The organism is Saccharopolyspora gloriosae (assembly GCF_022828475.1).
GTDB classification, from domain to species: domain Bacteria; phylum Actinomycetota; class Actinomycetes; order Mycobacteriales; family Pseudonocardiaceae; genus Saccharopolyspora_C; species Saccharopolyspora_C gloriosae_A.
On record NZ_CP059557.1, the window covers coordinates 6,278,558 to 6,291,090 of the forward strand.

The following is a 12,533-nucleotide window of genomic DNA, read 5'->3' on the forward strand; positions in this document are numbered from 1 at the left end:
GTGGTCGAATCACTGCTGCTGAGCTGGATCCTGACGGTGTTGTTCACTGCGACGGCGGCGTGGTGCGCGTTCAGCGCCACCCGCCCCGCGCTGCGGCCGAGCGATCGGCTCAGCTCGGTGAGTCACCTGGTGATGAGCCTGCTGATGATCGCGATGACGTGGCCGTGGGGCATGAGCGTGCCCGCGACTCCCCAGGTGGTGTTGTTCTCGGTTGCCACGGTGTGGTTCGTGGCGTTGACGGCGCTGCGGGTGCCTTGCGCGCACGGGTACGGCTCGCCTCGGCTGGCGCACCTGCATCACGCGGTGATGTCGGCGGCGATGGTGTGGATGGTCGCGATGATGCCGCTGCTCATGCTCGGCGCGTCCGATTCCGGCGGCGGTCACCACCACCACTCCATGGGCGTCGGTGGCGGCGCCGGGGTGCTGGCGGCGCCGGCCGCCGCCGAGACCACTCCGGGCGCGGTCGTGGCGATCTCCGCGGTGCTGGCGGCGTTCTTGGTGCTGTCCTCGGTGGCCTGGATCTCCACCGCGGTGGACACGGCACGCCACACCCTCAACACCGCGGACACCACCGGCTCACCGGCCGACCCTCGCGCGACGCGGCTCGCTCTCGACTCCGCCTGCCACGGAGCGATGAGCATCGGCATGGGCGCCATGCTCTTCGCGATGCTCTGAGCCCCGGACGACTCGAGTGAACGGCCCGGTTGACCAATGGGACCGGGCAAAGAAGACGTTCACCTGGCGGATCGTCAGGTGAACGGCCCGGTTGACCAATGAGACCGGGCGAAGGCGGCATTCACCTCAGGGGCTTGCGGGCCGGTCACGGCGAGCGCCAGACCGCCTCGTCGAGCAGGGCGTCCGCGAGGCGTTCTTGGGGCACCGCGACGCGGTTGTCCCGCAGTGCGGGGGCGAGGGCGGCGTCCCAGGGAGCTTCCGTCACCCGCCCGACTCCAGGGCCGGAGGGGTATCGGTCGAGCGCCGCGAGGTAGTCCGCCGCGCTCATCCGCCACGGCACGGCGCGCGTCTTCGCCAGCACGTACGCCGCGATGCGCACGCCCTCGCCGTCGAAATCGCCGTGGTAGCGCAACGTCGCCCCGGCCCCCGACAGCAGCCGCAGCAGCAGGATCCCGGCGCTGTTCGGCCACCCCGAAGTGCACACCATCGGCGGGCAGGTGCGGCCGAACCGGCGCAGCGCGAGCGCCAGCACGCTCGGGTTCTCCACCACCCACACTTCGTGCACGCCGAGCGCGATCCGCCCCGCATCGCGCAGCTGCGCCAACGTGAGCACCGCGACGTGCCCGGAATCGGTGCAGGAGCGCATGATCTCGCCGCACAGCCGCCCGCCGATCGGCTGCACACCCGCGGTGAGCACCACAGTGGACAGTTCATCCTCGTCGATTCCGGCTCGCCGCCACAGTTCGCGGCGTTGCTCGGCGCTGGCGGGCAGCGCGACGTCGTAGATCTCGGCGAGCGCGCGCAACACCAGCCCGGAAAGCCGCCGGCCCGCGTCCAGCGCGTGCGGATCGCCCAGCACGTCACCCGCGAACGACGGCAGTGGTGTCCCCGCGGCGGGCAACCGGGAGAGCACGTGCAGCGCGGCGTCCAGCGATTCCCCGGTGGCGGCGGGAGATCCGCCGATCACACCGCCCCGGCGCACCTGCTCCGCCCACTCCCGCAGCGCGGGCTGCGCGGTCACCACCGGGTGCTCCGCGAGCCAGTCCCACAGCGCCGCCCGCTGCTGCTGAGCGCGTTGCCGTTGCAGCGCCCGGTTTTCCAGCGGCCCGATCAGTTCCTCGACGATGCCGCGGGAATCCATCCCGCAGACCTGCCCGAGCACCACGTCCAGCCGCGACAGCGACACCGTGACGTGGTCGGCGGGCAGTCGATCCATGCCGAGCAGGTCCGCCAGCGCCTCCCGCTGAGCGCGGTCCAGCGGCCCGACCCGCACCCGGTTCACCGGGCGTCCGGAGCAAAGCCGGTCGTGCACCGCCTGCCACAGCGGTGCGAACTCGGCTCGCCGCAGACCGTCAGGAAGCACCGCGTTCCTCCGCGAGCGCCCGGCCGTCCCAGACGAAGCGGGCGGTGGTGACCGCGTCATCACCGTCCCCGGTGATGAGCTGGTGGATCGCGATCCCGTCCAGTTCCCGGTAGGTGCACCACTCGTGGTCGCTGGTCAGCACCAGGTCCAGGTCGAGCGCGGTGAGCAGGTCGAACACCTGCCCGCGGTTGGTGGCGTCCACGCCCACGAACACTTCGTCGAGCAGGATGAGCCGGGGCGCGGTCGGCACCGCCTGGTAGTGCGCGGCGACGGCGGCGAACAGCGGGAGGTGCAGCGCGATGGCCTTCTCGCCGCCGGAGAGCGCGCCGTGCAGCCGCTTCGTGAGCAGCTGCCAGCCGTCCCCGTTCGCCCGGTCGATCTTCACGCCGAACCGGTGCCATGCGGTGTAGTCGAAGACCTGCGCGAGCTGGCCTTCCCAGCTGGCGGCGGCGTTGTTCTGCTTGGCCTCGTCGATGCGGTCCCGGAAGAAGTCGTGCAGCGCGTCCTTGTCCGCGTCGGTGAGCCGAACCGGGTCGGTGAGCAGCAGTTCCCGCGCGGTCTTGGTGCCCGCGGGCAGGTTCGGGTCGACCTCCCACACCAGCTGCACGGCGACCTTGGACGCGGTGCGCACCCGCTTGAGCCGGGTGTTCATGGTGTCGACGAGTTCTCCGGCCTGGCGGATGCGGGCGGCGAGGTGCCTGCGGGTGTCGCCGGTGAGGGTCTTGTCGAACAGGTCGCGTTCGGCGCCGGTGATGTCGTCGCTCGCCCGGTCGCGTTCGGCGCGCAGCGCGTCGCGCAATCCGGTGGCTCCGACCCGGATCCCGTCGAGGGTGGCGACGAAGATCTGCACGTCGTCGTCGGGTTCCAGTTCCAGGTCGGCGCGTTCGGCGAGGATGTGGCGGCTGCCGTACATGGCCTCGTTGAGCCTGCCGAGCGCGTCGGTGAGGTTCTTCGCGCTGTGCGGGGTTTTCGCCCAGGTCGCGGCGATTTCGCGGGCCGCCGCCAGCGCGGCGGTCACACCATCCGATGTGGACAGTTCGAGGGTGGTTCCCGCGTCCTCGGCGAATCCGGCGGTGACCCGGCCGCGGAGTCGTTCGGCGGCGGCGTCGCGCTCGGCGAGCGCGGTGTCCCGGCGTTCCGCGTCGGCGGCGCGCTGGTTGCTCAACGAGCCGATGCGCCCGGCCACCTCGATGAGCTGGTCGGAGACCTCGCCACGCCGGTCGTCGAGTTCCAGCAGATGGGCGCGCAACCGGCTCATCTCGTCCAGGACTTCCTGGTAGCCGGTGCCGAGCGCGCGCTGCACCGCATCGGTGCGCTCGGTGAGCCGCAACGCTTTCAGCTCGGCTTCGGCGGCTTCGGCCTGTCGTTCCGCCGCGATGTCCGCGGCTCGTTTCGCCACGTCCGCTGCGGCGTCCGCGGCGCGGCGCTCGTTGTCCGCGTCGAACCGGGCGTCGAGCCAGGTGCCTGCGGAGTCGGTGAAACCGGCCACCCGGAAGTCCAGCTCGTCCAGCACCGGCCGTTCGGCGGGCAGCCCGCGTTCGGCGGCGAGGGCGGCGAGCCGGTTTCCGGCCAGCCGCGCGGTTTCCGCCGTCTCGGAGACCCGCTCGGTTCGTCTGCGCACGGCGTCGTCGCGGGCGGCGACCTCGGCTTCGGCGACGTCGGCGGCCCGCCGGGATTCCTGCACGGCCGCGTCGTCCGGCACGGCGTTCCACTCGGCGTGCAGGGCGTCCCGGCGCTCGGTGAGGGCGTCGACGGTCGTGTCGAGTTCGGCGAGTTCGCCGTCCAGCTCGCTGATCGACCGGTCGAGTTCGGCGATCCGGCGGCGCCGGGCGCGGTCTCTGGCTGCGGCGCCGACGTGGGCCGCTTCGGGTTTGTCCCAGCTGCCCCTGAGCCCGGCGACCCGCCACCGTCCGTCCGGCGCGACGGCCACGATCGGGTCCGCTTCGGGACCGCGATGCCGCCCGCCGTCGTCGGAACTCGCGTCGAATCGTTCGGTGCCGTAGCCGATTCCGTGCAGCACGGCCCAAATCCGGTCGCGGTCCACCGGCCCCGCCGATTCCGGACGCAACACTTCCACGAGCGACTGCCCGTCCACCGGGCGCAGCCGGTCCGGGTCGAGGAACGTGTCGTGCCCGTCCACGTCGAGCGCCCCGTCCGGGCTCACCCAGGCGTCGAGCAGTCCGGCGGCCTGCAACGCCGCCTCCACCTTCGCCTGCACGTCAGCGGCGATGCCGTTGCGGAACGCCACGAGCCGCCACAGCGGCGCACCTCGCAGCTCCTGCCGGTTCGCGGTGCGGGTGTCGGGGGCGGTGGGCGGCAGGTCGGTCTGCTCGCGCAACCGTTCGCGCCGCACGCCGAGTTCGGTGTGCCGGCCCCGCAGTTCCTTGCGTTGCGCGACGGCGGCGGCGTGCCGCTGCGCGAGCGCGTCGGCGGCGGCGAGGTAACCGGGGCGGAGGTGTTCCAGCAGCCCGGCGCGGGAATCGGCGTGCGCGGCGGCCTCGTCGACGTCCGCGACGGGCAGCTCGGTCAACCCCGCCGCCCAGGTCCGCAGCAGCTCGCCTTGGTGGCGCACGGCCTCGTCGTGGGCTTCCACGGCGGCGGTGCGCCGTTCGGTGGCGTCGGCCAAGTCGGTCCTGGCCTGGTCCAGTTCGTTTTCCGCGCCGGTGCGAGCCGCCACCGCTGCGTCGTGCCGGTCGAGTTCGGCTCGGACCTCGGCGATGACGTCGTGCTTGCTGCGCACGGCGGCGCGCAGCAGTCGCCGAGTGCGCTGCCGGTCCGCGGTGTCCGTGACCTCCTGGAACGCCCCGGTCAGGCCCACGCGTTCGGCCTGGTGCCGGGCGTCCTGCTCGGCGCGCTGGGCCGCCGCGACCGCCGACGCCGCCCGGTCCTCGACCTCCGTGGCCTGCGCCGCGTCCGCGGCCGCCTGTCCGGCGCGCTGTTCGGCCTGCTCACGCAGGCCCGTCGCGAACCGGTCCGCGGCCGCGGTCTCGGTGCGCAGCCGGTCCAGTTCCTGGCCCTGCCGGTACCACTCGCTGTCGGCGAGCCCGTCGATGCGGGCCTGGGTGCGTTCGGCGTCCTGCTCCAGCTCGGCCTTGCGGCTTTCGGCGGCGCCCCGGTCCGCCACGGCCTGCTCGTGCAGCCGCGCGCTGTCCTTCGCCGCCCCGGAAAGCCGATCGAGCTCGGAGGTCGCGGAGATCACCCCGGCCGCGGCGGCCCGCAGCACCCGCTGCGCGTAGGTGCGCTGGCGGTCGGCGACGGCCTCCGCCGCCTGCACTTCCGAGTCCAGCCTGGTGAGGTGTTCACGCTGCTGGTCGAGCCGCTCGAAACCCTCGGCGAGTTCGGCGATCTCGGTGCGTCCCAGCGGCGGTAACGCCCGCGACAGCAAGGTGGACAGCAGGTTCGGGTCGAGCCGCTCGGAGAGCTTCGGCGTGCGCAGCTGCAGCAACGCGGTGATCAGCGCCTCGAAGCGCTGCTCGCTGAGGTCGGGGAACAACGCGCCGCGCACCGCCGCCCGGTGATCGGCCGCCGTCGGGTGCAGGGTGCCGTCCGCGCCCAGCACCTCGGTGAGCGCGGGTTTCGTCAACGGCTGTCCGCTGTCGTTGACCAGCGAAATCCCGCCGTCCACGCCGATCCGCCTGCTGGTGGTGAAGTAGTCGGCGTGCACCGTCGAGGTGTGCTTGCTGGCCTGCAACCGGGCACCGCAGCTGAACCACTCGTCCTCGCCCGCCTGGAACTCCAGCCACACGTACCCGACGCGGGTCACCCCGCCGGCCCCTTCGCCCATGAGGTTCCAGTGCATGGTGCGTTCGGAACTGCCGAACGTGGAGAGGCGGTTCGCGCGCAGGTTCGCGTCGAACAGGAACGGCAACAGCAGTTCGAGGGCCTTCGACTTGCCGGTTCCGTTCGGGCCGCGCAGCAGCAACCGTCCTTTGTGGAACTCGAAGACCTCGTCGTAGTAGCGCCACACGTTGAGGATGCCCGCCCGCGAAGGCCGCCACCGCGATGTCGTTGCACGCGGCCCGGCGGACGGCTGGACAACGGAATCGGGGACCGTCACGACGGGTTTCCTCCAGCGGAGTCGGGAAAACCGGACACGACCGAGTAGCGGGCGGCGGCGGGCAGCGCGACGATCCGCTCCCCGTCCCGCCGGGCCAAGCCGAAATCGACGAGCACCGCGACGGCATCGGTGACCAGCCGCGCAGGTCCGTCCGCGTAGCGGTAGGTGCGCGCCGCGCCGGGCGATCGGTCCAGCACCGACTCCGCGTCCGCGCGCAGCTGCTCGGCGGTTCGGCCACGCGGGGACGTGCCCAGTGCATCCAGCAGGTGCAGCGCTGCCACCTTCGCGTTGTTGGCGTCGTCCGGGAACTTCGCGTCCGTCGCGAGCGCTTCCGGGTCGACCAGCAGCACGCCCTCCGCACGTTCCTCCAGCACAAAACCGCCCTGTTCGGCGGCTTTCCGCATGATCTGGCGCCCCGTCGGCGAGGTCACGTAGGCGTGCTGGGCTTCGGTCAGGTCCGCCCAATACACCACGGGATCGTCGAACAGCTTGCGCAGCACCGAATGCCGCAGCCACAGGTTGCGCTGCACCTCGGACACGCCCTGTTCGGCGTTGCCGTAGCGGGATTCGGCCAGCAGCGCGGCGACATCCCCGCCCGCCTCCTGCTCGGGCAGCTGCGACGCGCCGTTCGGCGCGGACAGCAACCGCATCAGCAACGTGGCGTCGACGCGGTAGAGCACCTTCGCCTCCGCGGAATCCACGAAGCTCTCGGTGCTGCCGTCCACCGACTCCAACACCCCGAACGATTCCAGGGCGCGCAGCACGTCCACAAAGGCCATCCGCTCCGAACGCATCGCCGTGTCGAACGCGGTCAGCACCGGATCGGCCGCGGTGGCCTGCACGATCCGGTCCGCCAGCAGTCCGACCGTCGTCGCGGGTCCACCCAGCAGTTCCGCCGCCGCCACGCAGAACAGCGTGTAGCGGCGGCGGTCGAACGGTGCCTTGCTGGTGCGGTTTCGCCTGGCCGGGCGGGACGAATCGGGGTCGGAGCGCACTTTCGCCAGCCGCGCGTAGCCGAGCCGCGGCTCCACCGTCAGCGCCCAGCCGCAGTGGTAGTCGAACCAGCCGGTGAGCGTGTCCTTGCGGCGGCGCACCAGGTCGAAGGCGTCCGGATCGACCTCGGCGCTGATCAGCGGGCGCGCCAGCAGCAGCCTGATGCCGCGCGCGAGGTCGGTGCGTTCCGCGATGACCAGCTGATTGGCGAGGTTGCTCATCGCGACGCCTCCGCGTTCGGCTCCGCGTCCCAGGGCTCGGTGAGCAGCCGCACGTTCACCGCGTAATCCGCGCCGCGCAACGTTCCCCGCGAGGTGCGCAGCTCCGCGGCGCGGCCATCTCCGGGATCCCGCAGCACGATCTCCACCCGCCCGTCCCCGGTGCAGGCCCGGCGCATCCCGGTGCTGTCCTCGCGAGTGGCCAGCGCTCTGCCGAGCAGATCCAGCAACCGGTCGAACACGCCCGGTTCCAACTCGCCGAACGAGGACAACCGGACCTCACCGCCGGTGGCTAGGCGTTGCCAGGCCGCTTCCAATTCGGCGCGTTCCCGCCGGGCGCGACTCGCGCGCAACGCGGCGACCTGCGCCACGTCCCGCACCTTCCCGGTGTTCGCGAACTTCTCGGTGCGCCCGTTGCTGCGCAGCAAGGCCGAGACCCGCACTCGCGGCGCCTGCGCCCACGGCGTGGACGGCGCGATCAGCTCCGGGTCCTCGTGCGCGAGGTGCGCGTGCCGCGCGGAACCGAGCCCGAAAGCCGCCGACCACAACCGATGCAGGTCCTCATCCCGGTCCGCGGTGGCGAACCACCTGGCGAGCTCCCGGAAATCGGCGGCCGCACTGGACGAACGGCGGCGCGACTCGGTGATCCGGTCCAGCACCTGCAACAGCGCCACGATGGCCCGCCGAGCCACCGTGTGCAGCTGGTCGACGCGCGGCGTGCTCCCATCGGCCGGCCGGAACCAGGAACGAAGACCTTCCCAGCGCAACCGCCGGTGCTCCAGCCAATCCCGCTCGACGTGCTCTCCCGCCGTGGGCGGCAGATCGGCGCCGCGCAGCGCACGCAGCTGCAGGTCCTCGACACCGTGCGTCTCGACCCTGGTCAGCGCGGAGACGACCGCGTGGCACCGCTGATCCAGGTTCGTCAGGAATTCCTGCAGGTAGGCCACGGTCGCGGCCTTCACCTCGTGGAACGTGGTCAGGTCGGCGCCCTCGGCCCGCAGCAGACGCTGCAGTTCCCCGTTGAAGCTCTTCGTGTTGGTGCGCAGCGCCTCCAGGTGCCCTTCCAGTTCCTGCAACGTGCTGAACAGCCGCCGATCCGCCGAGCCGGGATCGTCGAGCAGTCCGGCGACTTCCGCGAGCCGATCGGCGATCGCGTCGAGCACCGCGGTCTGCAACGCGCCGGTCTCGCTGAGCACCCCGAGCGCGTGCCGCACTCCCGCGTAGGCGGCCTCGCCCATCTTCGTCAGCGAGTAGTGCAGGTTCCGCCGCTCGTATTCGGTGGCGGTGCGGTAGTTCTCCGCGTGGTTCTGGATGACGTCCAGCAGTCCCCATTCGGCGAGTTTCTTCAGTCGCTCGTCGAGGTCCTCGTCGGTGAGCGCGTCGAACCATCCCGCCGAACGCAACCTGCCCCGGATGTCGTCGATGCCGAGCGCCGTCTCCAGGCTCTCGTTGGCCTCACCGAACGTGCGGAGGATCGCCGAGTACACCTCGGCCTGAGCACCGACCGCGAAGCGGAACATGTCCGGCGGGACCCGCTGCGTCGACACCCACGGCCTCCTTCCCCTCCAGAACCACTCTCCCACGGTAGAGGACACCCAGGTCGATGCGAACGGGTAGCGGGGGATCGGGGGGCCTGCGTAGGTGTCCGGGTGGCGGAGACTCAGCTGTCCTCGCGAGAAGACAGCTGAGAACCCGCGGGTGGTCGTTTTCTTGACGTGGGCTATGTGCTTCGCACATCCAGGCTCGGCTTCGCCGCAAGGCACGGCCTTCGGCCGCAGAGCTCGGCTTCGCCGCAAGGCACGGCCTTCGGCCGCAGGGCTCGGCTTCGCCGGTGATAGGAGGACGGTCACAAGGTCGTTCTGTACGGATTGCTGCGGGTCGTTCGGCTCGGGTGGTGACGAGCCGTGTGGTTACGAGGTTGCGGCAGGTTCAGCAGCCGTCCTCGTTGGGAACCGGCGGTGTCCGCATCAGGGGGGCGTTCGCGTGATATGTGCGGATGGGGATTCCGCGGGCGGGTTCGAAATGATGACATCGAATTCGGCGGGAAACGCCGACCGTCGGAATGCGCGCTCCGGCGGTCGGCGCACTCAGCGCACTCCACGTCCCGCGTTCGCCTTGAGCCATTTGCGGGCCTGCACCCGGACGTCCTGATCGTCTATCCAGTCGATGCCGACCGGGACGCAATCGATCAGGTTGTCGTCGCTGTGCGAACCGCGCGCGTCCCCGCGATGCACGGTGATCATCCCGGAACCGCGCCCCCAGCGGAACGTGTAGGCCTCCCGCGCAGAGACGCGTTCGAAATGCCAGGTCATCGGCAGGTGCTTCTTGCTGTTCATCGCCCACCTCCGTGAGCGCGGGAGCCGCGCGATGGTCCCGAGTTCGGCACGCAACCGCCGACGCGAGGCCGCGGAATCCGAGCCCGCAGGTCGGGCCGAGCCGAATCCTCAGGTGGATCCGAATCCCCTGGTGACCCCGAATGCCCTGGTGCCGCCGAGCCGCCCGGCTCCGAAGCCGCGTCGACCCCGGAACGGCGCTGAACTCGGTGAATGAGGCGCGGAACGCCGAAGTGCACCGGAAAGCCCGCCGCCATCGGGGATCCGCGAGCCCCGTGCGCGGGCAGCGCGAGCAACGCGAGCACCACCTCGTCCACCGGCCCGTCCCGCCGCCATAACGCGGGCGGATCGGGAAGTTCCAGGTCCGCCACTCGATATCGGGCCGCGACCGCGTCATCGGCCGCGTAGGTGAGAAACGTGTCCATCACCCCGTTCTCCACGCGGAACCCTTGCAGCACGAACTCGTCTTCCCGCCCGGTGGGCAGGTGCCGGAAACGGAACCCCGCGTGGACGCTGGCTCGAATCGCCGCCAAGTGCGAATGAAAGAGCGCGTCAAAGTCCACAGTGGCCGCCTTTCGTCGGATCGTCTTACCTGAAGCGGAAAATCACCTGGCACAACGCGGTACGCCTCCCAAGAAGATCTTGGGTGGACAGCCGATCCTGCTCGTTTCAGGTGATCTTGAGAAGTGGAAGTAGTCGACCACAGGCCGCTATTAAAGAATGTTAGCCGCACGATAACGACGCGCGCACTCTTTCAATTGGGTGAATATCCGACGGAGGAACGCCCCCCGACTTCCTTGCTTTCGTCCACAACGGACGGTATTCCACAAGTGGCCTAACCAGCCCGAATCCGGCGCAGCCCCCTTGAAAAGTGCCGATATGGCAACGAAAAGGCGACCACGGCGTTCGGCGGCGCTCCGTGCCGCGCACCGGCAAATCGCGACCGTCCGGATCGATCCGCGCCCCGCCGACGCGAAGATCCACTAGCCACGGTGGACAGTCCCAGCGAACAGGCCCGCACCCAACGAACATCCAGGGCGAAAAACCCTGCTACACCAAGGCTTTCCACCTGCCCGGAAAACACCGGGCGGTACGTCTCTCGTGGCCCGGCGACGGTCGCTGTCACTGGTACCAGCACTGGCACTGGAACCGGCACGGGAACGCGCGCGGGCAGCACCGGAGAACACGCGCGAACCCGCCTGATTTCCCCGCTGCGGCCCCACCGCCCGCCTCGCCCCACCGGATTGCCCATGCGCCCCGCACAACGGCGAGCGCGCCGCTGAGCGGGAAAATCGCTCCAACGGCGCGCTCGCCAGGAAATCTTCAGTTGTGCCACCGCCACCGGCCGACCCTGCGCCCGCCGGAATTCCCGGTCACCGGCGCGAAAACCGGTCACCCGGAGCGCGGGCTCACCGCAGCGGCTGCTGCCCGCCCTGCGGCTGGCCGCCCTGCTGCTGGCCGCCCTGCTGCTGCCAGTGCCGCATCGCGTGCTGCACCAAAGCGATCAGCGCCTGCTTGGTGGACTGCTGATCCCGGGCATCGCACGGTCCGATCGGCACGTGCGGGCCGATCGCCATCGCCTCCCGGATCTCCTCCATGCGGTGCTGCAGATCGCCGTTGAAAGCGTTCACCGCGATCAGATACGGCAAGCCGCGATCCTCGAAGAAGTCCACTGCGGAGAACGAATCCGCCAGCCTGCGGGTGTCGACCAGAACGACCGCGCCGATCGCGCCTTTGACGAGGTCATCCCACATGAACCAGAAACGCTGCTGCCCGGGGGTGCCGAACAGGTACAGGATCAGGTCCGAATCCAGCGAGATCCGGCCGAAGTCCATCGCGACCGTCGTACTGGTCTTGTCCGGTGTGGCCGCGAGGTCGTCAACGCCCGCGCTGGCCTCCGTCATCACTGCCTCGGTGGTCAGCGGGACGATCTCGGAAACGGAACCGACGAACGTCGTCTTCCCGACACCGAAGCCGCCCGCGACGACGATCTTCGCCGAGGTGGTGGCACCGCGCTGGGGGGCAACCGGCCCCGAGCGCCTCCTTGGGGAGCTCTAAAGCCGACGGAGTCCACTCAATACCCTTTCCATCAACAACAGGTGTGGTGCGCTACCGCTTTCGGTGACCGTCTGGTGCACGGTCACCATCCCCAGTTCCGCCATGTCGGCCAGCAACACCCTAGCCACCCCGATCGGAACGGAAAGCAGCGCTCCGACTTCGGCTACCGACCTGGGATGCCGACACAGTTCGGCGATCGACTCGTGTTCCATCCGCCCGGCCGAGCCGGATCGGAAGGTCTCACTCGTCGACACGAGCGTTTCCATTTGCAGCTCGTAGTTCGACCTGGTCCGACCGCCGGTCCAGGTGTACGAGCGAATGGCCGCGGGGACTTCGCCCGAAGGCTCTGGTTCGGGGCCGCCCGGAGCATCGAACGCCCCCCTGGACTGTCCGCTCACCGGGTTCCCTCCCCCCCAATCGGGCCTGCCCGCGGTCGTCCCCCCCGCGTTCCACGGAGCCGGATCTCCGGCCCGCGAATCGAAATCCGCATGGTCCCCCCAACCTTCGTCCGGGTCGCGGTACGACGGCGCCTGCGTTTCCCACTCCAAATCCGGAGAGTCGAACGGATCCCGCCGGTCGAACGCGTCCGCCGGCGGCCGAGCCGTGGGCCGCCGAGCTTGCGGATAGCCGGGCGGGGGCAGCGACGCGCCCGCATCCCCCTGCTGTCCCGCATCCTGCTCGGCAGCCGACTCCTCCACCGGATCCCCCTTCTTCTTGCGGCCGCGCCTTCCCCGGCCGCTGTCGAAGGTGAATCCGTTCATCACGTCGGCGAAGGTGTTCGCGTCCGGCTCGTCCCGTCTTCGGTCCTGCTCGCCGAACTCCGACTCGCTCATCGG

9 protein-coding genes are annotated in these 12,533 nt (G+C 70.4%); 1 reads left to right on the plus strand and 8 read right to left on the minus strand.

Going from position 1 to position 12,533, the window contains the following annotated elements:
• Nucleotides 1-675 (plus strand): DUF5134 domain-containing protein, encoded by a 675-nt coding sequence (locus H2Q94_RS27575; RefSeq protein WP_243790061.1) that lies wholly within the window; start codon nucleotides 1-3, stop codon nucleotides 673-675.
• A gap of 145 nt (nucleotides 676-820) precedes the next feature.
• On the opposite strand, the gene H2Q94_RS27580 is transcribed toward H2Q94_RS27575, so the two are convergent.
• The 8 genes from H2Q94_RS27580 to H2Q94_RS27615 form a co-directional block, all read right to left on the minus strand.
• Entirely contained in the window at nucleotides 821-2,038 is a 1,218-nt protein-coding gene (locus H2Q94_RS27580) for a TIGR02679 family protein (RefSeq protein ID WP_243790062.1), read from the minus strand.
• The gene (locus H2Q94_RS27585; protein WP_243790063.1) at nucleotides 2,028-6,095 is read right to left on the minus strand and encodes a TIGR02680 family protein; all 4,068 of its coding nucleotides are present in this window, start codon (nucleotides 6,093-6,095) and stop codon (nucleotides 2,028-2,030) included. Before H2Q94_RS27585 ends, H2Q94_RS27580 begins: the two co-directional genes overlap by 11 nt.
• The gene (locus tag H2Q94_RS27590) at nucleotides 6,092-7,309 is read right to left on the minus strand and encodes a TIGR02678 family protein (RefSeq protein WP_243790064.1); all 1,218 of its coding nucleotides are present in this window, start codon (nucleotides 7,307-7,309) and stop codon (nucleotides 6,092-6,094) included. Before H2Q94_RS27590 ends, H2Q94_RS27585 begins: the two co-directional genes overlap by 4 nt.
• On the minus strand, nucleotides 7,306-8,826 hold the full coding sequence (locus tag H2Q94_RS27595) for a TIGR02677 family protein (protein ID WP_243795947.1): 1,521 nt from the start codon (nucleotides 8,824-8,826) through the stop codon (nucleotides 7,306-7,308). The genes H2Q94_RS27590 and H2Q94_RS27595 overlap by 4 nt, the downstream gene beginning before the upstream one ends.
• Nucleotides 8,827-9,393: 567 nt before the next feature.
• Nucleotides 9,394-9,642, minus strand: coding sequence for a hypothetical protein (locus H2Q94_RS27600; protein WP_243790065.1), 249 nt, complete (start codon nucleotides 9,640-9,642; stop codon nucleotides 9,394-9,396).
• The gene (locus H2Q94_RS27605) at nucleotides 9,639-10,172 is read right to left on the minus strand and encodes a hypothetical protein (protein WP_243790066.1); all 534 of its coding nucleotides are present in this window, start codon (nucleotides 10,170-10,172) and stop codon (nucleotides 9,639-9,641) included. The genes H2Q94_RS27600 and H2Q94_RS27605 overlap by 4 nt, the downstream gene beginning before the upstream one ends.
• An 876-nt stretch (nucleotides 10,173-11,048) precedes the next feature.
• Nucleotides 11,049-11,630 carry a GTP-binding protein gene (locus H2Q94_RS27610; RefSeq protein ID WP_243795949.1) on the minus strand — a complete coding sequence of 194 codons (582 nt, stop codon included), beginning with the start codon at nucleotides 11,628-11,630 and terminating at the stop codon, nucleotides 11,049-11,051.
• A gap of 63 nt (nucleotides 11,631-11,693) precedes the next feature.
• The gene (locus H2Q94_RS27615; RefSeq protein ID WP_243790067.1) at nucleotides 11,694-12,530 is read right to left on the minus strand and encodes a DUF742 domain-containing protein; all 837 of its coding nucleotides are present in this window, start codon (nucleotides 12,528-12,530) and stop codon (nucleotides 11,694-11,696) included.
• Between the last annotated feature and the right edge of the window lie 3 nt (nucleotides 12,531-12,533).